We start from the raw sequence: 18,621 nt of genomic DNA, 5'->3' as shown, positions 1-18,621 counted from the left end.
TGATTGGCGCTTGATCCGGTGGCGGAGTACACCGGTGCTTGCAGGCTCCTCAAACAGAGAGTGAAATGAAAAGATCAGCCCTGACCACAGTTCTTGCGTCCGTATTCCTGTCGGCGTCTTCGGCCTGGGCGGACAGCCCGGTGGTGGTCGAATTGTTTACCTCGCAGGGGTGTTCGTCCTGCCCGCCGGCAGATGCGATCATGCACGATCTCGCCAAGCGCGACGACGTGATCGGCTTGGCGCTGCACGTGGACTATTGGGACTACATCGGTTGGAAGGACGAGTATGCCGATCCGGCGCATACGGACCGTCAACGAGCGTATGCGCGGCGCGGCGGCCGTTCGATGATCTATACCCCTCAGATGGTGATCAACGGACAGCAGGATGTCGTTGGTGCCAAATCCCGTGACTTGAACCGATTGATCGACGCGCATTTGACTGCTGCGCCCACCGCGTCGGTTTCGGCGCAGAGGTCCGGGAACACGGTTACGGTCCGCGTTGCCCCGGTCGACCTCGTCGACGCGAAAAACTATGACGTCGTGGTCGTGCAATACACGCCCTTGCGCCACGCGTCGATTCGACGGGGCGAGCTGGCCGGACACGATCTGGACTACGCGAATGTCGTTGAGGAATGGCACGAAGCGGGCCGATGGAACGGGTCGGCTGAACAGGATTTTCAGATCGAACTGTCTTCGGACCTGCCCGCGGTGGTTCTGATTCAGGGCACCGGCAGTGGCCCGATCATCGCCTCAACAAGGGTGAAGTAGAGGGCGGCTCAGGGCATGTCCTGAGGCTGCACACCCAGCCCATTCCAGGCTTTCCACCGTCGGTGAATCCAGAACCATTGGCCCATGTGTTTCCGCACCATGCCTTCGAGGTCATCGTTGATGAATTGGGTCATGGTCTTGGGGTCCGTATGCGGCACCGGATCATGCAAAACGATCTCGAAATCGATACCGTTGGCTTGGCGCACCGCGTAACAAGGAATGAGAACGGCATCGTATTTCATCGCCAATTCCGCGTTCAAAACCGACGTGACTGCGGGTTTGCCAAAAAACGTCAATTCTTCACCGCCATGGGCGTGCAGGTCCGATACGATGGCGATGATGCCGCCCTTTTTCAGGGACCGAACCATTTCCACCATGCCGCGCCGACCTTGTTCGAACATCGGCTCGCCGGTTTTGTGGAAGGCGTCGACATACATCTCGTTGAAATACGGATTGGCCATGCGGCGGTACAGGCAGCCAATCGGCTTGCCGCTGCGCGCCTGCAAAGCGATCCGCGCAGCAAGGTAGTGGCCGAAATGTGCGGTGATCATCATCACCGGCCGACCTTCGGCCACCGCTTGTTCAAAGGCGGCGATTCCTGAACCTGATACTTTTGCGTTCTTCTGCCGTTCAGTGAAATCCTCGGGCGAGAAGTGTTCCATGATCGCGCGGCCTGCGTTGTCGGGCACCGCACGGCAAATGCGTTTGACTTCGGCTTCAGGCAGGTCAGGGCAGGTCAGTTTCAGGTTGCTTCGCACACGTTTGGTGAACCCAACCGCCGGGGCCAACCCGCGCACGATCGCCCCCATCGTCGCAATGCGCCGTTCATAGGGCAAAAGGCGCATTGCGCCGATCATGCCTTTCAGGAACAGGTTGGCGACATAGTATTGACCAAGCTCAAAGCGGCTCAGTTCCGACTTTTCGACGGGCATCGGGGGATCTCACCGGGTGTTGTGAATTGCGGATTCAGACATACAGCCGGCGCGCAACAACCACAAGCATTGTCCCGAGCCCTGGTTCCGCGGCATCCGAGCCGACGACGACCAGCCCTTAGTCGTCGTTGCCATCGGCGTCCGCTTCGACCAAGGTGATTGTGCCTGCGTCCACGAGTGTGCGGATCGCACCGACAATCTGGGTCATGGCCTCCTCTGCTTCGGCCTGCTTGACCTTGCCGCGTTCAGCAATTTCCTCGCGCAGGTTGTCGGCCATCCGTGCGGATATGTTGGACAGCAGATAGTCGACCGAGGCCTTGTCATCCTCGGTTCTTGCGCCAGCCAGAGCAGTTATCAAAACCGGCTGATCGACTTCGCGCAGGATGGCAGGCACATCCCGTGCAGCTATACGCGTGGCGATGTGCGCAAAGGTGAAGATGGACTTTCGAACAGCGCTGGCGAACTCAGTATCCTCCTCATCGAGCGCGTCCAGCAGTCCGTCACGCGTGGATGGGGGGGATTGGTTCAAGATCGCCCCGACGCGCGTGTCGGGTGAATCGGTGAAGGCCGGAACTGGGCGTTGATCGAGTTGCGCGGCCAGGGACCAGCCGATCCGCTCCACCGCCTCGGGCGTCACGTTGGCGGTTTTTGAAACGGCATAGGTAATCCGTCTGGCCACCGGCCCGGGCAATTGCGCCAACAACTGTGCTGCCTTCGCCGTTTCGAGCTTGGATAGCATGACGGCCGCAACTTCGATGCTTTCGGCCTGAGCCATACGCGCAAGGTCTTCGGCAGGGGTGTCACGCAGGCGCAGCCATGGATCGCCGACCTGGCGCACACCCGCGACCTTGCGCAGCCGGGCGGCGGTCGCCGGGGCAATCTTGCCATTTACCGCGTCCAGCGCCCCGGCCAAGCCGTGCGGAAAGGCAAGTCCGACGCTGTCCAGCGCATCTGCGAATTCTTGCGCGACCGCAGCGAGGGTCACGCGGTCTACCAGCCCCATCCGGCCCAGTTGGAGGGTCAGCCGTTCCTGCAGTTCGTCGGGCAACTCCTCCAACGGAAGATCGGCCCCCTCGTTCAACAGCAGGCGTACGATGATGGCGGCCTTCTGGCCGGGCGTGAGTTGGGGAGGTACGACGCGAGGGGCGTCATCCGTCTGTTTCTCGGCCGGAGCAGAATTACCCGGTGCGGTCTGTACCAAAGCATGTGAATCTTGCATCTGCCTGCGGTGTCAATTTTTGTTCCGCAGGCAGATTAGCGAGAGTCGAGTAAAGAAAGACTGAACCTAGTAGCTGTAAGTCAGCCCCGTGCGGATCGCTTCGCGCAGAGACGCTTCGGCCCAGGTGCCTTCGCCTCCGCGTGCCTTGATCTCGCGCCATTGCGCGATGGCCAGTTCGGTTTTCCCTTCGGTGACATATCCCTGACCCATGTAGCTGCGGGCCAGAATGTTGTCAGGATTGGTTTTGATTGCGCGTTGGTAATAGGTGTTGGCCAGCTCGGCTTCGCCCATTTTGCGGTAGGTGAAGCCCCAATACGTCAAAACGCGATCATCGTCTTGATCCATGACCCGCAACACGTTCTGCGCATTTTCGAACTGGCCGTCATAAGCAAGCTCGCGCACGGCCTGATACAATTGCTCTTCGCTGAAATTGGTCTTGTTCGGTTTGACGCACCGGCCGGCTGCTTCGTCATAGACGCGGCCGAACAGGCATTTCTTGGTGGTATTCGTCGGTTTTGGGGGGCTGCTGTCACCGCCGGCGGCACTGACCGCGGGGGCAAAGGCAAAGGTCTGAAGGGCTAGTGCCGTGGCCATCAAAAGGCGCATTATCCTACTCCGTTCCAAGGGCTGCTCGCAAGAAGCATAGTGCGTTCTTCAAAAAAGCTAACAGCCAATGGCTCGCTTTTATTCACAAGTAGGACAAGAAATCAGCTGCTGGCGTTTTTCACGCAGCTTTCCGAGGCCGAATCCCAAGTCGTACCGGGCGCACAGGATTGCGATTGCTTGCTGTGGCCTTGGCATGCGAAAGCGGACGAGGCGGACAGAGCAAGGGCCAGTGCGCAGAGGGTCGTGCGGATCATGATGGGCTCTCCTTGAACGGAAATTGCCAATCCAGCATAGCCGATTTCGGACGTTTCCGCAAAAGACAGGGGCCCGGATCGCGCAGCGCGCCCCGGGCCCCGGCAAAAGCCGTTCCTGCGTCGAGGGTTACTCGCCGAACACCCGCTCGAAGATCGTGTCGACATGTTTGGTGTGATAACCAAGGTCGAATTTTTCTTCGATCTCTTCCTTGCTCAGCGCTGCGGTCACGTCCGGGTCGGCCAGCAGTTCAGTCTTGAAGTCCTTGCCTTCTTCCCAGACCTTCATCGCGTTGCGCTGCACCAGGCGATAGGCGTCTTCGCGGCTGACGCCGGCCTGGGTCAGGGCCAGCAGCACGCGTTGGCTCATGACCAGACCGCGGAACTTGTTCATGTTGGCCAGCATGTTGTCCGGATAGACCACCAGCTTGTCGATCACCCCGGTCAGGCGCGACAGGGCGAAGTCCAGCGTTACGGTTGCGTCAGGGCCGATATTGCGCTCGACCGAGCTGTGGCTGATGTCGCGCTCGTGCCACAGCGCCACGTTCTCCATCGCCGGGATCACGGTCATGCGCACCAGCCGAGCCAGGCCGGTCAGGTTTTCGGTCAGCACCGGGTTGCGCTTGTGCGGCATCGCCGACGAGCCCTTCTGGCCTTTGGAAAAGAACTCCTCGGCCTCCAGAACCTCGGTGCGCTGCATGTGGCGGACTTCGATGGCGATGTTCTCGATGCTGCTGGCGATCACGCCCAGCGTGGCAAAGAAGGCCGCGTGGCGGTCGCGCGGGATGACCTGCGTGCTGATCGGCTCGGGCACCAGACCCAGCTTTTCGCAGACATGCTCTTCGACGCGCGGGTCGATATTGGCGAAGGTGCCGACCGCGCCGCTGATGGCGCCAGTGGCGATCTCGGCGCGGGCGTCGCGCATGCGCGACAGGTTGCGGTCCATCTCGGCGTAGAAGCGCGCGAAGGTCAGGCCCATGGTGGTGGGTTCGGCATGAATGCCGTGGCTGCGGCCGATGCGGACTGTGTCCTTGTGCTCGTAGGCGCGGCGCTTGAGCGCGGCCAGCAGGCCTTCGAGATCGGCGATCAGGATGTCGGCGGCGCGGGTCAGCTGCACGTTGAAGCAGGTGTCCAGAACGTCCGAGCTGGTCATGCCCTGGTGGACGAAACGGGCCTCATCGCTGCCGACATGCTCGGCCAGATGGGTCAGAAAGGCGATGACGTCATGCTTGGTGACGGCCTCGATCTCGTCGATGCGGGCCACGTCGAATTCCACGTCCTTGGCCTTCCAGACGGCCTCGGCGTTTTCGCGCGGGATGACGCCCAGGCCGGCCATCGCGTCGCAGGCATGGGCCTCGATCTCGTACCAGATGCGGAACTTGGTCTCGGGCGACCAGACGGCAACCATTTCGGGGCGGGAATAGCGGGGAATCATGGGCGGCGGCACCTTTTTCGGTTGGCAATGGGTGTTGGCGCGGGTGATAGACTCGCCGGACCGTTGGGACAAGGCAGGAGACGCGGGATGAGACGGTTTGCCCTGATTTTGTTGGTTTGGCCCGAAATTCTGGCGGCCGACACGTTCCGACCGCTGACGGGCGCGCAGATTCTCCACGCCTTGTCAGGCCGGACGCTGTCCTATGACAACGGAGCTACACAGGTCTTCGAGCCGTCTATGGCCACGCAGTATTTCTCGGGTCGACCCAGCTCGGGGCGCTGGGCCGTGCGGGATGACAGATATTGTTCGATCTGGCCACCGTCTGACTTTTGGGCCTGTTACGATGTTCAGTCGGACGGTACGCGGATCCGATTTGTGGGAGAGGCCGGCGATGCGACAGTCGGCGTATATGCAGATTAGGCGGCAATGCAGGTCGGGCGGGCCCCTGAGCAAAACTCTTTAAAAACTGGACAAGCGCGGGTTGCATCGCTCATCCTCGGGACGATGACACCAACAAATAGAGATATCAGCTTGTTTAAGAAAAACCTTTTTGCCATCGGCGCGGCTTTTTGGGTCGGGATGGCAGGTGCGGGGCTGAGCGATACGCCGGTCACCTACACCGAAGGGGGGCGTGCGCTGTTTCAGTTCGATGTCCCGGATTTCTGGATGCTGCGCACGGGCGGCCCACGCGATCTCGAGGATACACAACTGGGCGATACCCGGTCCGTAAGCCGGGTGATGGCTGCGCGCCCGGTCACAGATGACTCGGTCTGGATCGGATTCGTGTCGCCGTTCGGCGTTGCCAGCATCGAGGACGGGGTCCGTTACTTGCAGGATGTCGACAAGTTTCTGGTCAAAAACCCAGAGGTGACAAGTGATGCGAACATGCGCATCGGCGGTTTGCCGGCCCGGGTCATTCGCGGCACCGGCACCCGTGACGGGCGCGGGATCAACTTCACCGCGACGGTGATCGACCTGCCGCGCAACCGTGTTGCGGTTGTGGTGACCATCCTGCGCGACGGTGCAGATCCTGGCTATGTCGAGGATCTGAATGCCATCTTCGCGTCATTCCGGTCAGTACAGTGAGGGCGTGACAATGGCAGGAACATTTTTGAAGCGATCCGTCATCGTTCTGACGCTTGGGGCCGGGGGATTCACCCTCTCGGGCTGTGAAGGCGTCACGGTCGGCGTAGGATACGGATACGACCCGTTCTATGACTCGATGCTGTGGAACGACTATTACCGCAACGTGAATGTCGACATAGACGTGGACCGCCCTCCGCCGCCAGGCAAACCGCCGGGTGGAAAACCGCCGCCCAAACCCAAGCCGCCAATTGCGAAACCGCCTGCGCGGCCCAAACCTCCGATCGCCAAGCCGCCGGCGCGTCCTCGACCGCCCGTGGCCCGCCCACCAGCGGCACGGCCCCCGATCCACAGGCCTGCGCCTCGGCGATAGGCCATCCGGACCGGATATCGGTTCACGCCGGAGCCGCAACAGGTTCCGGCGGCAGCAGTTCGGTGGTGATATGCGCCGAATTTTCAAGCGTGCGGTGCACCGGGCATTTGTCGGCAATCTCATGAAGCTTGGTCCGCTGGTCATTGTCCAGCGGTCCGTCCAGTCGGATCTTGCGGCGGAACTGGTCGACCTTTCCATCCCCCGCCAACCCCGCGTCCTGCGCGTGCACCTTGTTGTGACAGACATCCACGCTGATCCCGGTCAGGGGCCATTGCTTGCGTCGCGCATACATTCGGATGGTCATCGAAGTGCACGCCCCAAGCCCGGCAGAAACGAAGCCATAAGGCGACATGCCGCGATCGGTCCCGCCGTAAGAGGCCGGCTCATCCGCCACGGCATGATGGCTGGGACCTGATTGAATGTCCTGAAGAAATCCGCCCGGGTCCACTTCGGTCACGCGCACCACGCCTTCGGGCGCGCCCGGCGGCGGGGCGGGCGGCGACAGCGGGACATAGCGCGATACCCAGGCCGCGATGACGTCCGCGGCGTATTCTGCATCCTTTGGACGGGTGATCAGGTGGTCTGCGTCGTCCAGCGTTACAAAGCTTTTAGGGTGCTTGGCGGCCAGAAAGATCGTGCTGGCATTGTCGATGCTGACTGTTTCGTCACGCGGCGCGTGCAGGATCAGCAGCGCGGCCTTCAACTCGGCGATCGAGGGCGTCAGTTCGGATTCAGAGATGTCGCGCACAAACTCTCGGCCGATGCGGATGGGGCGCCCACCCAGCAGAACTTCGGCGCTGCCATCCTGTTCGATCTGGCCCCGCGCGTCTTCAAAGTGATGAGCCACATGGCCGGGATCGGCCGGGGCGCCGATCGTGACCACCGCCTTTACCGAGGGTATACCGGCCCGCGCCCGTAAGACCGCAGCCCCGCCCAAAGAATGCCCGACAAGCAGGTCAGGCGCCATGTTCCGACCCGCAAGAAACTGCGCAGCGGCGATCAGATCCTCAACGTTCGAACTGAACGTCGTGTTGGCGAACTCGCCTTCGGAATGGCCCAGCCCGGTGAAGTCGAACCGCAGAACGGCAAATCCCATCGCGGCCAGCCGCGCGCTGATGCGCCGGGCCGCGGGAATGTCCTTGGAGCAGGTAAAGCAATGCGCAAAAAGCGCAGTTGCCAGCACCGGACCATCGGGGAGATCCAGCCGAGCAGCCAGCTTGCCACCATCGTGACCGGAAAATGTGACGCGTTCTGTGGGCATGTCGGGTCCTCAGGCTGTGATGCTAGGCGCAATACTGTGAACAAGGCAGTGCAGTCTCAACCCTTGTGACAGGACCGTCACGGGAAGGTGAGGGCGCAGGCGGTGATCGTGAGCCACCCTTTGTCAGGGCGTTGATCACAATTTGTGAAGTCTAGGCGAACAACAATTGGTTTTGATAATGATTCAGAAGCTCCCATGTTCGGCCTAACCGAAACCAAAAGATCAAGGAGCGCGGAGATGACACATTCGACAGACGCAGCGCATTTCGAAGTTGCACAGGTCGGTAAGGCGGTTGCCGTTTTTCTGGCCACGGCCATCGGATTTGCCGCCGGACTGCACTGGCCCCAAGACACGTTTTCGCCGGGCGCATCGGCAGAGCCGGTGCTTGAGGATTGGCACGGAAATGTGCGTCGCTCTCACTGGGCGGATTGAGGCCTAGTCGAGCCCCATAAGCGCGGAATCGAACGGATAGCGGGTCAGGTTCTCAAAGCCGTCTTCGGTAATCAGAACCTGATCTTCCAGCTTGATCGAGAAGTCGCCGCCGACTTCGCCCACGGCGGCCTCGACGCACAGCACCATGCCCGGTTCCAGCGGATAATCATATGAGCCTGACACTGCCTTGTCGGGATAAGCCACCAACGGCCATTCGTCGCACAGGCCCACGCCATGCATCAGGCAGCCGTACTTCTGTGCTTGGAACTTGTCGTCCAGCCTGTGGCAGTTGGCGGTCAGGTCGGGGATCATCACGCCGGGCTTCAGCATCTCCATGTTGGTCATGATGTGCTCGTGCGCGTGCTGCATGGCATAGATCATGTCGGGGCGGGGTTTTTCATCCCCGATCCACCAGGTGCGCGAGATGTCGACGCAAATGCCGTAGCTGCCGATCAGATCGGTATCAAAGGCGATGATTTCATTCTTCTGAGTAATCCGCGGCCCGCATTCCTGAAACCACGGGTTGGTACGCTGGCCTGAGGCCAGCAGACGGGTTTCGATCCACTCGCCGCCGCGCTTGATGTTCTCGGCGTGCAGAACGGCCCAGATGTCATCTTCGGAGGTCTTGCCGTCGCCCACATGGGCGCGGGCGAACTTCTCCATCTCGGCCACGGCGGTTTCACAGGCGTGGCTGGCGCAGCGCATGGCCAGGATCTCGTCAGGGCCCTTGATGGCGCGGGTCTTTTCGGTGACCTCTTCGCCCTCCATGATCTCGAAACCCTGCGCCTCGAGCGCGCGGAGGCCGTGCAGCATGATCTTGTCCACCGCCAGCCGGGTGTGGCCGGGGGCGTGGTCCTGCATCAGCCCGCGCACCTCGTTGGCGAACACGTCCGCCTGTACGTCCACCTTGTCGCCCCGGTCGAAATAGAACAGGTCCGCGCCCGAGCGCTGCTCACGCACCAGCGGGTTGAATTTCGACAGGAAGGGCGAGTTCTTGTAGTCCCAGATCACCATGTAGCCATCGGCGCACAGCAGCACCGCCCGGAACGGGTTGTGCGTGTTCCACAGCTGCATGTTGGTGCTGTCGGTCGCATAGCGGATGTTGAGCGGGTCGAACATCAGCAGCCCGCCATAGCCCCGATCGACGATCGCCTGGGTCAACCGCTTCCAGCGATATTCGCGCATCCGGTCCAGGTTGGGCAACTGCAAACCGGCGGCGGCCCATTCGTTGAATGCAAGTTGGGTGGGGCCGATCTCGATCCGGTCATTGTCGTTCGGCGTGCCGTCGCCCAGCGTCGCGCCGCGGCTGGGGTCGATCTTGCGGGTGTCTCGGTAGTGGTGGTTCACGGCGCGCCTCCCTGCTTGCCGGTTCAGCCTGACGGGGCAGGGCGGCCCCGTCTGGGTGAATTGCGACGATTTGCCAGTCGCTTTTTGACCGACATGGCCTGTTTTGAGTGCTAACCCAACGCCATGACAGTCATTCTGCAACAGACACTGCCCTACGATCCGACCCAACAGCGCCCGCTGCCGGGGATCGCGCCGACCACGATGGAGGACTGGCTGCATCGCGATGATGCCTTTGCCGCGCAGATGCGCCACCGCCAACAACTGCTTGAAACCCGCCGGGGCGACGTTCTGGCGCTGGACGCGCAGGCGCACCCGGCCGCCGTCGAACTGCTGGATCTGGTCTTGGCGCAGGCCTATCCCGAGGCGACCGACACCGCGCAGCGCCCGGACGGGGTCGCTGTGCCGATTGACCGCGACACCCCTTTGGATACGCTTTGCCTTCTGGCGCAGGAGGATTTCTGCATCCTGCAGAAACAGGGCGACGAGCATGTACTGACCGGTGCCATCCTGTGCTTTCCCGCCAGCTGGCGTCTGTCCGAGAAATTCATGCGCCCGCTGATTGCCATTCACGAGCCGGTCGACAGCTATGACCCCAACATCGCGCGCCGGGTTCAGCGCCTGTTCGACGGGATTCAGGTCGACCGGCCTTTGTGGCGCTTCAACGCGCTGTGGTACGACGACCCCGAGTTGCACCAGCCCCGCAGCGCCAGCGCCCCGCGCGAGATCCGTGACCGTGGTACCACCCGGTATCTGCGCAGCGAGCGGCAAACGCTTTTGCGGTTGCCCGAGACACGGGCCGTGGTGTTCTCGATCCACACCTATGTCGTGCCGGTCGAGCACCTGCCAGAAATGGAAAACCCCGCCTGATGGCGGGGCCTCCAAGGAGGGTCTTCTGGTAATTCAGTTACAGTCCGATCGCATTGGCGACATCGGCAAAGGCGCCACTTGAGTTCAGCGACACGATGGCGACCGTATAGGCCAGGACCTGAGTGTTCAGGCGAAAGTCTTCGCCCCGGATGAGGTTCACAGCGGCCATCGACAGAGCGATCGGCGCCGACAGGCTGGCCACGGCACCGGTCAGGGCCCAGCTGGTCAGTCGCAACGCGTCACTGGGCCGGTCTTCATCGCCATCCGTCGCGGCCGGTGCATCGGAAACGGGTGCGTCGGCCTCGTCGGAACGGAAGGCGATGCTGAGCAATTGCTCATCGGTCAATTGAATCGGGCGCGGCGGCTTTGCCGGCGATTTGACGGCCTCCTGGTCATCAGTTGCAGCGGGCTCAAGGCCCGCGAAAGGTCCGCTGACCGCCTCGAACGCCTCGCGGCGGTTCCGCTGCTTGCGTGGCATCAACGAGTCAAACGCGCCCATGAACTGTTCGATCGTCAAAACGGTTTTCGGCGACAGCCATTCCACTCGTTGCGTCGAGCAGATGTCGACCATCCGATACAGCATGACGACAAGCATCAACTCGGAGATCTCGGGGTCATCCACCAGGCCGGAAACAGGCGAGACCGAGATCACCAATCGGTTGCGCGGTCGTGCAGCCGATGGGCGCACCATGGTCTTCAGACCAACCGTACGGTCCAGACGCCCATAGCGGTCGCTGGTCTCCCTGGGTTCGGACTCGAGGGTCAAACGAACAAGGTACTGGCTGGACACGATGGTTGCCTCGGTCTGGCTCAGCAGGGTCTTGCGTTCCACAAGATGCCCGTAGTCCTCAAGAGTTGCCACCACGATATGGCCGAACCGCTCCAACGCGCCGTTCGTGTCGCCGTTGAATTGCAGGCCACCGTGGTATCTGTGCTTCGTGGTCACAGTCTTGCCCTCTGCCGTACGAATACTGAACCAACACTCTAGTTGGTGATGAGGGTTAAATTTTGACCATATTGCAAAAAAATGAATTTTTGCGACGATTGATTACGCTTTGGAAACCAAGAAATTAGAGCTTTCCGCCCGACACTGTGGCAGCAATGTGGCGGAATTGAGTGCGGCGGTCAGGTTGCTGACAAAGCCTCAGTTGTCGATTCGAGCGGCCATGATCGCAATTGATTTTTGGTAAACCGATGCGGCATTCCATTGCTGGATCACCGCAAAATTCGGTTCGCCGGGTTGATAGCCCCGGCCGGGTTTCCACCCTTTCTGCCGAAGAAAATTTGCGGTTGAGGCCAACGCATCCGTCATGTTGTAGAAGTCCACGCGCCCGTCACCTGTGGCGTCCACGCCATAGGTCAGAGCATTGCCGGGCAGAAACTGGGTGTGGCCCAACTCGCCATGTTTTGCCCCTTTTGTTGCCACCGTGATCGCCCCCTGATCGACCAGTTTCAGCGCTCCGATGGCATGGGGAACAAAGAAGTCGGATCGGCGACAATCGTAGGCCAATGTTGTGATTGCGGAAACAACCTGGCTGTCGCCCATGAAGTTTCCGAACCCGGTTTCCATGCCGTGAATGGCAATCAGAACGCCGGCCGGGACACCGTACTGACGCTCCAGCGCCGCGTAGAATTCCGGGTTTCTGGCTTTGCGCTTGCGGCCCTGGGCCACGATCGTATCCGCCCCTCGAACCTTCATGAACTTGTCGAGGGAGTATTTGAAGCTTTTCTGCCCCCGATCCGCGGCGATGGTTCGCGTGGCGTATTGGGTTTGCGCCAGAGCCTGCAGCCCTTTTTTCTTTACTCCGGCTTTGCGCGCCTGCTTGGCAAAATCGGCCTTCCAGGCTTCAAAACCAGCGCCTGTGTTCCCGCAGGGAGCGGACTGCGCCGCCATGGGTGCACTCAGTGCAATAAAAACGGACAGGGCCGTAAGGCGCATGGGGACCTCCTGGAAATCAGGGCAGGGTGGGTGCGATAACGTACAGGGCTTTCAGGGCCTCGCTGGGTTCAATCCCGGGCAGCGCGTTGCGAAAGATTTCCTCCATCGTGCCTTGGGCATACATCTGCGACAGGATCTCATCGACCATCAGGCGAAAGTCATCATCGCCGCGTGCAAGGGCCAGGCCCTGTTTTTCAATCGTCAGAATCTCCTGCGAGATTTTGAAGTCGTCCTTCAATCCGGCTGCCAAATAGTTGACCAAAAGAATGGATTGGTCGGCGAAATAGGCGTCGATCTCTCCGTCCCTCAAAGCCTTGATACCGTCGGGATGAGAGGCGAACCGAACGAGCTTTGCCTCGATCCCCGCTGATCCGAACGAGTTGAACACGGCTTCTTCGGTGGTCGTGCTGCTGCGCATGCCGACTTTCTTGCCGGAAAGCGACGCCATCGTGACTTCCGCATCTATCGGCAGCAAAACGGATGTTCCGTCTACAAAGATCGGGATCGAGAAATCAACGGTTTCCCGCCGCGACAGGGTGATTGTCGCCGCGCCGCACAACAGGTCGATCTGGCCAGAGGCGACCATGTCAAAGCGTGTATCCGACTGCACCGGAATGAACTGTGCGGTGAGGTCATCCGCACCCAGTCGGCTGGCGATGGCTCGGGCAACCTGATCGCAGACCATCACGGACAACCCGTCGGGTCGCTCCTGGTCGTTGATGTAAGAAAGCGGGGCGGCATCTGTCCGAAACCCAAATCGGATTTCGCGGGTTTCTTTGATCCGGTCGATCGTCTGCGCCGCAGCGCCTGAAACAAGAAGTGCAGCAGAGAGGGTCAGGGCGAGAAGGCGCATGAAAAATCCTGATAATTGAATTGATCTTCAGCCTAGCGGCAAAGGCGCCTGTCACAAAGGGAAATATCGGGGCCTTGCACCACTGAAAAGGGGCGTCCGACAGGACGCCCCCAAGGTCTTTTGATTGGACTTCCGACCGGGGTCAGCAGCTGTAGTACATGCCGTATTCGACCGGGTGCGGAGTGTGCTCGTAGGTTTCGACCTCTTCCATCTTCAGTGCGATGTAGCCGTCGATCTGGTCTTTGGTGAACACGTCGCCCTGCAGCAGGAAGTCGTGATCGGCCGCCAGACATTCCAGCGCCTCGCGCAGGCTGCCGCAGACGGTCGGGATACCGGCCAGTTCTTCGGCGGGCAGATCGTACAGGTTCTTGTCCATGGCTTCGCCCGGATCGATCTTGTTCTTGATGCCGTCCAGGCCGGCCATCAGCAGTGCCGCAAACGCCAGGTAGGGGTTTGCCGACGGATCGGGGAAGCGGGCCTCGACGCGCTTGGCCTTCGGCGATTCAGTCCACGGGATACGGACGCAACCCGAACGGTTGCGGGCCGAGTAGGCGCGCAGAACGGGGGCTTCGAAGCCCGGGATCAGGCGCTTGTAGCTGTTGGTCGACGGGTTGGTGAAAGCGTTCAGGGTCTTGGCGTGCTTGAGGATACCGCCAATGAACCACAGGGCTTCGTCCGACAGATCGGCATATTTGTCGCCTGCAAACAGCGGCTTGCCGTCCTTCCAGATCGACATGTTGACGTGCATACCGGTGCCATTGTCGCCTGCGATCGGCTTCGGCATGAAAGTGGCCGACTTGCCGTAGGCGTGCGCGACGTTGTGGATGACGTACTTGTATTTCTGCAGCTCGTCGGCCTGCTTGGTCAGGCTGTCGAAGATCAGGCCCAGCTCGTGCTGGCACGAGGCCACTTCGTGGTGGTGCTTGTCGACCTTCATGCCCAGACGCTTCATGGTCGACAGCATTTCCGAACGCAGGTCCTGTGCCTCGTCGATCGGGTTGACCGGGAAGTAGCCGCCCTTGACGCCCGGACGATGGCCCATGTTGCCCATCTCGTATTCGGTGTCGGTGTTCCAGGACGCATCGGTTGCATCAACTTCGTAGGATACCTTGTTGATGCTGTTCGAGAAGCGCACGTCGTCGAACAGGAAGAACTCGGCCTCGGGGCCCATGTAAGCCACGTCGCCAACGCCCGAAGACTTCAGGTAGGCTTCGGCCTTCTGCGCGGTGCCGCGAGGGTCACGCTCATAGGCTTCGCCGGTATCGGGTTCCACGACCGAGCAGTGCAGGCAGATAGTCTTTTCCGCATAGAAGGGATCGACATAAGCGCTTTCGGTATCGGGCATCAGTTTCATGTCCGATGCTTCGATCGACTTCCAGCCGGCGATGGACGAACCGTCGAACATGAAGCCTTCCTCAAGGAAGTCTTCGTCGACCTGGTCGGCCATGACGGTCACGTGCTGAAGCTTGCCACGCGGATCGGTGAAGCGGATGTCGACATACTCGGCACCCTCGTCTTTGATCAGCTGAAGAACTGCGTCCTTGCTCATTACTATGTTCCTCTAGATTGCAGAATTGGTTTTACAGCGCGTCCGAGCCGGTCTCGCCGGTCCGGATGCGAATGGCTTGTTCAACGGACGAGACAAAGATCTTGCCGTCCCCGATCTTGTCGGTCTTGGCGGCCGACACGATGGCTTCGATGGCCGCATCGACCTGATCGGCATCCAGAACGACCTCGACTTTGACCTTGGGCAGAAAGTCCACCACATATTCCGCGCCGCGGTACAGTTCGGTGTGTCCTTTCTGGCGTCCGAAGCCCTTGACTTCGATCACGCTGAGGCCCTGGACACCAACGTCCTGCAGGGCCTCTTTCACTTCGTCCAATTTGAACGGCTTGATGATCGCTTCGATCTTTTTCATCCGGGCTCACCTCGCATGGTTGTCAGAATGGCAGTGATCACGTCTAAGATCGGGCGGCAATGCGATTGCCGAATTGACCGTCTGCTGGTGAAGGGATTCTGGGCGGCGGGCCAATTTTTAGGCAAGTTGCACAAAAAGTAATCAGATTTGAATCGTGCGAGGGTTTCGGATGCCAAAACTGCTGACTTCGTCCCAGATGAGGGCGGCTGAACGCGCCGCAATCGAATCCGGGTTTGTCACCGGCCTTGAGCTGATGGAGAGCGCAGGCCGCGGGGTGGTCGAGGCCGTCTTTGAAACCTGGCCTGACCTGGCGGCGGGGTCAGGGCGGGCCGTTGTGTTGTGCGGGCCGGGCAACAACGGCGGCGACGGTTTTGTAGTTGCGCGCATTCTGAAAGAGTGGGGGTGGGTCGTGGACCTCTTCCTGTTGGGCGACCCCGAGAAGTTGCCTGCAGACGCGCGGTCGAATTATGAGCGCTGGTGCGCGATGGGTTCGTGCCATGCGCTGTCCGATGACGCGCTTGATGCCTACGCCGCGGCCCGTTCGGATACTGTTCTGGCGGTAGATGCCTTGTTCGGAACCGGGCTGACGAGACCGGTAGCCGGGCTGCCACGGACAATCTGTAAATTGGGCCAGTGGAAAGCGTCACAGTCGGAAGTTGGTTACCCACGTGTCGTTTGTGTGGACATTCCCAGCGGCCTATGTGCGGACAGTGGTCGACGTTTGGTGTCAGAGGGATTTGCCCCCGAAGATTGCGCCGCTTCGGCCAACCTGACGGTGACGTTTCATACCGCAAAGCCGGGCCATTATCTGGCCGAGGGACCAGAATGCTGTGGTAGGGTGTCCGTTGTCGATATCGGTCTGCCGGCTCTGTCAGTTGAAGAAACACCAGATGGCCGGCCGAGCGTGTTGCTGGACCCGGAAAACCTGCCTGATCTGCAGAAATCGGCTTTCGATCACAAATACGGTCACGGTCATGCGCTGATCCTGACGGGCGAAACTGGAAAAACAGGCGCTGCGCGATTGGCTGCGCGCGGAGCGTTGCGCGTAGGTGCTGGTCTTATCACGCTGGGTGTCCCTCCCGCCGCATTGCAGGAAGTCGCCAGCCAAGTCACCGCGGTCATGATTGAGCAGATCGAAGGCGCGGATGGGCTGGCCATTGCATTGCGGGACCAACGCCTGAACGCGCTGTGCCTCGGGCCCGGATTGGGCCTGGACAGGGCCCGATCGCTGGTCCCCGTGGCATTGGAGTCCGGAAGGGCAACCGTGCTGGATGCCGACGCTCTTTCGGCATTTGCCGAGGATCCGGCGTCACTGATGAAGATCCTGCATCAAAACTGCGTCCTGACACCTCACGGCGGTGAATTCGCCCGTCTGTTCCCCGATATCTCGGCCAAGCTTGCCTTGCACCCCAAGGATGGACCAGCTTTCTCAAAGGTTGATGCCGTGCGCGAGGCGGCCGGCAGGGCAGGTTGCGTGGTACTTTTGAAGGGACCGGACACTGTGATTGCGGGTCCGGACGGTCGGTGCTCGATCCATTCAGCCCACTATGATCGGGCCGCGCCGTGGCTGGCGACCGCAGGAGCGGGCGACGTGTTGGCGGGTTTTTTGACCGGGCTGCTGGCACGTGGATTGCACCCGCTGAATGCCGCCGAAACCGCCGTCTGGCTTCACGTGGAATGCGCGCGCGCTTTTGGCCCGGGATTGATCGCGGAAGACCTTCCCGAGCAACTGCCCGGTGTGCTCAAACGTCTTCAGATATGAAGTTCTTGCGTGTTCCCAAGGCGCAAGGCTAGAATATCGGCAGGATTTTGCTGTCAAGACTGCGCAAATGCATAGCGAGTGTTTGCCAAACGCATGGCCGGATGGCAGAATTCTCTTGCGGGCCGTCTGAAGCCTGCAAGCGTTTGTTGTTAAAATATTGATAACAAGGAAATTTTGCTTTGCTGCCACTCTGTCTTTGTGGCGGATTTGCAATGATCGAGCTGAATGGCGTAGGGGCCTCTGGAACCGGACAGTTCCACTGAACATCTGGGCAGTACCTGAAACCCGAACCTTTCATGGTGAGTGCTATGACATTGAATATCAAACTCTCCTCAGTCGCCGCTGTTCTTGCGGCCACCACGGCCATCCCCGCCGCGGCAGAGCTGAAATACGAGAACAACAGCGGTGGCTATGTTCTGCTATATGGGCAGTTCAACCCTGCAATCATTTCGGTTGACGACGGCCAAGAGACCGATACCCGCCTGCTGGACAACGACCTGTCCAACAGCCGCGTCGGCCTGAGCCTGATGCAGCCGTTTGGCCAGAACGAATTCACCTTCCGCTTTGAAACCGCGCTGGGTCTGCCGAACTCCAGTGAGTGGAACCAGCTGGGTACCGATTTCAGCGGCTGGACCCGGGAAGACATTCGTCACGTGGATTTTGCGCTGAAAGGTGGTTGGGGTAAATTCTCGGCCGGTCAGGGCAGCATGGCGTCTGACGGTGCCGCGGAAACTGACCTGTCTTATGTCGGCACCGCGCTGTATTCGTTCACCAACGATGAAAACTCGGGCTTCTTCTACCGCGGAACCGACGGAACCCTCAGCGACATCACCGTTGGCGACTCCAGCAGCAACTTTGACGGCGCGCGTCGTGGCCGCGTGCGGTATGACACGCCGGATTTCAGCGGCTTTTCGGCAAGCTTCGCCTATGGTCAGAACATCCTGTCCAGCAGTGATGACGACGACTATTACGACGTTGCTCTGAACTACAACAACACCTTTGCCGGTGGAGTCGAGTTCGCGGCAAGCGTGGCCTATGCAGTGCGTGATTTCGACGATGGTTCCGGCGACCGTGAAGACACGATCGGCTCGGCGTCGGTACTGCTGCCCAGCGGCTTCAGCTTCACCGCTGCTGCCGGTACCCGAAACAACGTGTCGGGCGAAAGCGATCCCAACTTCTGGTACACCAAGATCGCCTACGAGGATAATTGGGTGTCCTGGGGCAAGACCGGTATCGGCATCGACTACTATGATGGTTCCGATTTCAACACGGACGGGTCCAGCACCGAGTCCTGGGGTATCGCAGTGGTGCAGCGCATCGACAGCATCAACACCGATGCCTACCTGAAATATCGCAACCACGACTTCAACGACGGAACGTCGTTTGACAAGAACGAAGCTTGGGTCCTGGGGGCCCGCTGGAAGTTCTGATCCAGTTGTTGTTGTGAATTCATGGCGCCCCGGCTCTGTCCGGGGCGTTTTTTGTGGGGCAGGGTGGCAAAACAAGGCCAATCTGGCACCTAGCCCCTTGCCCTTCGGCGGCTAGGCAAATAGAAGGCGTCAAATTTGCCCGGCG

The 18,621-nt window shown here is 60.3% G+C and carries 20 protein-coding genes; 8 read left to right on the top strand and 12 right to left on the bottom strand.

The window, feature by feature from the left end:
* Nucleotides 1-65 precede the first annotated feature (65 nt).
* Nucleotides 66-767, top strand: coding sequence for a DUF1223 domain-containing protein (locus ACR0EF_RS07835; protein WP_170358715.1), 702 nt, complete (start codon nt 66-68; stop codon nt 765-767).
* An 8-nt stretch (nt 768-775) separates the two neighbouring features.
* Here ACR0EF_RS07835 and ACR0EF_RS07830 read toward each other — a convergent pair whose 3' ends face one another.
* From ACR0EF_RS07830 to purB, 5 genes are all read right to left on the bottom strand, one after another.
* A complete protein-coding gene (locus ACR0EF_RS07830; protein WP_170338026.1) occupies nt 776-1,699 on the bottom strand; it encodes a lysophospholipid acyltransferase family protein in 924 nt (307 codons plus the stop codon).
* Nucleotides 1,700-1,817: 118 nt separating this feature from the next.
* Entirely contained in the window at nt 1,818-2,918 is a 1,101-nt protein-coding gene (locus ACR0EF_RS07825; protein WP_170372310.1) for a flagellar motor switch protein FliG, read from the bottom strand.
* Between the two features lie 66 nt (nt 2,919-2,984).
* A complete protein-coding gene (locus ACR0EF_RS07820) occupies nt 2,985-3,524 on the bottom strand; it encodes a tetratricopeptide repeat protein (protein ID WP_170338029.1) in 540 nt (179 codons plus the stop codon).
* Between the two features lie 101 nt (nt 3,525-3,625).
* A complete protein-coding gene (locus ACR0EF_RS07815; protein WP_141138470.1) occupies nt 3,626-3,778 on the bottom strand; it encodes an adenylosuccinate lyase in 153 nt (50 codons plus the stop codon).
* Between the two features lie 127 nt (nt 3,779-3,905).
* On the bottom strand, nt 3,906-5,210 hold the full coding sequence (gene purB / locus ACR0EF_RS07810; RefSeq protein WP_170370684.1) for an adenylosuccinate lyase: 1,305 nt from the start codon (nt 5,208-5,210) through the stop codon (nt 3,906-3,908).
* Nucleotides 5,211-5,297: 87 nt separating this feature from the next.
* Here purB and ACR0EF_RS07805 point away from each other — a divergent pair, with 87 nt between their 5' ends.
* The 3 genes from ACR0EF_RS07805 to ACR0EF_RS07795 all read left to right on the top strand — a co-directional run bounded on the left by ACR0EF_RS07805 (nt 5,298) and on the right by ACR0EF_RS07795 (nt 6,666).
* A complete protein-coding gene (locus ACR0EF_RS07805) occupies nt 5,298-5,630 on the top strand; it encodes a hypothetical protein (RefSeq protein ID WP_170370683.1) in 333 nt (110 codons plus the stop codon).
* 111 nt (nt 5,631-5,741) lie between these two features.
* Nucleotides 5,742-6,296 carry a hypothetical protein gene (locus ACR0EF_RS07800; RefSeq protein ID WP_254428878.1) on the top strand — a complete coding sequence of 185 codons (555 nt, stop codon included), beginning with the start codon at nt 5,742-5,744 and terminating at the stop codon, nt 6,294-6,296.
* Between the two features lie 10 nt (nt 6,297-6,306).
* Nucleotides 6,307-6,666: a hypothetical protein gene (locus ACR0EF_RS07795; RefSeq protein WP_170372312.1), complete on the top strand. Its 360-nt coding sequence runs from the start codon at nt 6,307-6,309 to the stop codon at nt 6,664-6,666.
* Nucleotides 6,667-6,688: 22 nt separating this feature from the next.
* Here the strand turns inward: ACR0EF_RS07795 and ACR0EF_RS07790 are convergent, their stop codons facing one another.
* Nucleotides 6,689-7,927 carry a bifunctional alpha/beta hydrolase/OsmC family protein gene (locus tag ACR0EF_RS07790; protein ID WP_170372314.1) on the bottom strand — a complete coding sequence of 413 codons (1,239 nt, stop codon included), beginning with the start codon at nt 7,925-7,927 and terminating at the stop codon, nt 6,689-6,691.
* Between the two features lie 237 nt (nt 7,928-8,164).
* On the opposite strand from ACR0EF_RS07790, the gene ACR0EF_RS07785 reads away from it, so the two are divergent.
* Nucleotides 8,165-8,359, top strand: a complete 195-nt coding sequence (locus ACR0EF_RS07785; RefSeq protein WP_170370681.1) for a hypothetical protein — start codon at nt 8,165-8,167, stop codon at nt 8,357-8,359.
* A 3-nt stretch (nt 8,360-8,362) separates the two neighbouring features.
* Here ACR0EF_RS07785 and dddP read toward each other — a convergent pair whose 3' ends face one another.
* Complete coding sequence (gene dddP / locus ACR0EF_RS07780; RefSeq protein WP_170372316.1) at nt 8,363-9,706, bottom strand: dimethylsulfonioproprionate lyase DddP; 1,344 nt, start codon at nt 9,704-9,706, stop codon at nt 8,363-8,365.
* A 123-nt stretch (nt 9,707-9,829) separates the two neighbouring features.
* Between dddP and ACR0EF_RS07775 the strand changes: the two genes are divergently transcribed.
* Nucleotides 9,830-10,573, top strand: a complete 744-nt coding sequence (locus ACR0EF_RS07775) for a heme-dependent oxidative N-demethylase family protein (RefSeq protein ID WP_170372318.1) — start codon at nt 9,830-9,832, stop codon at nt 10,571-10,573.
* A gap of 37 nt (nt 10,574-10,610) precedes the next feature.
* Here ACR0EF_RS07775 and ACR0EF_RS07770 read toward each other — a convergent pair whose 3' ends face one another.
* The 5 genes from ACR0EF_RS07770 to ACR0EF_RS07750 all read right to left on the bottom strand — a co-directional run bounded on the left by ACR0EF_RS07770 (nt 10,611) and on the right by ACR0EF_RS07750 (nt 15,284).
* Nucleotides 10,611-11,519, bottom strand: coding sequence for a hypothetical protein (locus ACR0EF_RS07770; RefSeq protein WP_315901652.1), 909 nt, complete (start codon nt 11,517-11,519; stop codon nt 10,611-10,613).
* Nucleotides 11,520-11,717: 198 nt separating this feature from the next.
* The gene (locus tag ACR0EF_RS07765) at nt 11,718-12,512 is read right to left on the bottom strand and encodes a lytic murein transglycosylase (protein WP_170372320.1); all 795 of its coding nucleotides are present in this window, start codon (nt 12,510-12,512) and stop codon (nt 11,718-11,720) included.
* A 16-nt stretch (nt 12,513-12,528) separates the two neighbouring features.
* Nucleotides 12,529-13,365: an amino acid ABC transporter substrate-binding protein gene (locus tag ACR0EF_RS07760; RefSeq protein ID WP_170372322.1), complete on the bottom strand. Its 837-nt coding sequence runs from the start codon at nt 13,363-13,365 to the stop codon at nt 12,529-12,531.
* 142 nt (nt 13,366-13,507) lie between these two features.
* On the bottom strand, nt 13,508-14,914 hold the full coding sequence (gene glnA / locus ACR0EF_RS07755; protein WP_093962421.1) for a type I glutamate--ammonia ligase: 1,407 nt from the start codon (nt 14,912-14,914) through the stop codon (nt 13,508-13,510).
* 31 nt (nt 14,915-14,945) lie between these two features.
* Nucleotides 14,946-15,284 carry a P-II family nitrogen regulator gene (locus ACR0EF_RS07750; protein WP_093962420.1) on the bottom strand — a complete coding sequence of 113 codons (339 nt, stop codon included), beginning with the start codon at nt 15,282-15,284 and terminating at the stop codon, nt 14,946-14,948.
* Nucleotides 15,285-15,453: 169 nt separating this feature from the next.
* Between ACR0EF_RS07750 and ACR0EF_RS07745 the strand changes: the two genes are divergently transcribed.
* Together ACR0EF_RS07745 and ACR0EF_RS07740 are read left to right on the top strand one after the other, a co-directional pair.
* Nucleotides 15,454-17,046, top strand: a complete 1,593-nt coding sequence (locus tag ACR0EF_RS07745; RefSeq protein ID WP_170372324.1) for an NAD(P)H-hydrate dehydratase — start codon at nt 15,454-15,456, stop codon at nt 17,044-17,046.
* A gap of 308 nt (nt 17,047-17,354) precedes the next feature.
* Nucleotides 17,355-18,476, top strand: coding sequence for a porin (locus ACR0EF_RS07740; RefSeq protein WP_093962418.1), 1,122 nt, complete (start codon nt 17,355-17,357; stop codon nt 18,474-18,476).
* Nucleotides 18,477-18,621: the final 145 nt, after the last annotated feature.

The organism is Ruegeria sp. CG8, assembly GCF_056537165.1.
Note: the sequence above shows the minus strand (reverse complement) of the source record. Positions and strands in the feature narration are given on the sequence as shown.

Coding starts and splice junctions, on each gene's coding strand:
- glnA (WP_093962421.1), bottom strand. CDS start 14,914: ATGAGCAAGGACGCAGTTCTTCAGCTGATCAAAGACGAGGGTGCCGAG.
- ACR0EF_RS07750 (WP_093962420.1), bottom strand. CDS start 15,284: ATGAAAAAGATCGAAGCGATCATCAAGCCGTTCAAATTGGACGAAGTG.
- ACR0EF_RS07760 (WP_170372322.1), bottom strand. CDS start 13,365: ATGCGCCTTCTCGCCCTGACCCTCTCTGCTGCACTTCTTGTTTCAGGC.
- purB (WP_170370684.1), bottom strand. CDS start 5,210: ATGATTCCCCGCTATTCCCGCCCCGAAATGGTTGCCGTCTGGTCGCCC.
- ACR0EF_RS07825 (WP_170372310.1), bottom strand. CDS start 2,918: ATGCAAGATTCACATGCTTTGGTACAGACCGCACCGGGTAATTCTGCT.
- ACR0EF_RS07775 (WP_170372318.1), top strand. CDS start 9,830: ATGACAGTCATTCTGCAACAGACACTGCCCTACGATCCGACCCAACAG.
- ACR0EF_RS07835 (WP_170358715.1), top strand. CDS start 66: ATGAAAAGATCAGCCCTGACCACAGTTCTTGCGTCCGTATTCCTGTCG.
- ACR0EF_RS07820 (WP_170338029.1), bottom strand. CDS start 3,524: ATGCGCCTTTTGATGGCCACGGCACTAGCCCTTCAGACCTTTGCCTTT.
- ACR0EF_RS07830 (WP_170338026.1), bottom strand. CDS start 1,699: ATGCCCGTCGAAAAGTCGGAACTGAGCCGCTTTGAGCTTGGTCAATAC.
- ACR0EF_RS07805 (WP_170370683.1), top strand. CDS start 5,298: ATGAGACGGTTTGCCCTGATTTTGTTGGTTTGGCCCGAAATTCTGGCG.
- ACR0EF_RS07790 (WP_170372314.1), bottom strand. CDS start 7,927: ATGCCCACAGAACGCGTCACATTTTCCGGTCACGATGGTGGCAAGCTG.
- ACR0EF_RS07745 (WP_170372324.1), top strand. CDS start 15,454: ATGCCAAAACTGCTGACTTCGTCCCAGATGAGGGCGGCTGAACGCGCC.
- ACR0EF_RS07795 (WP_170372312.1), top strand. CDS start 6,307: ATGGCAGGAACATTTTTGAAGCGATCCGTCATCGTTCTGACGCTTGGG.
- ACR0EF_RS07815 (WP_141138470.1), bottom strand. CDS start 3,778: ATGATCCGCACGACCCTCTGCGCACTGGCCCTTGCTCTGTCCGCCTCG.
- ACR0EF_RS07785 (WP_170370681.1), top strand. CDS start 8,165: ATGACACATTCGACAGACGCAGCGCATTTCGAAGTTGCACAGGTCGGT.
- ACR0EF_RS07740 (WP_093962418.1), top strand. CDS start 17,355: ATGACATTGAATATCAAACTCTCCTCAGTCGCCGCTGTTCTTGCGGCC.
- ACR0EF_RS07765 (WP_170372320.1), bottom strand. CDS start 12,512: ATGCGCCTTACGGCCCTGTCCGTTTTTATTGCACTGAGTGCACCCATG.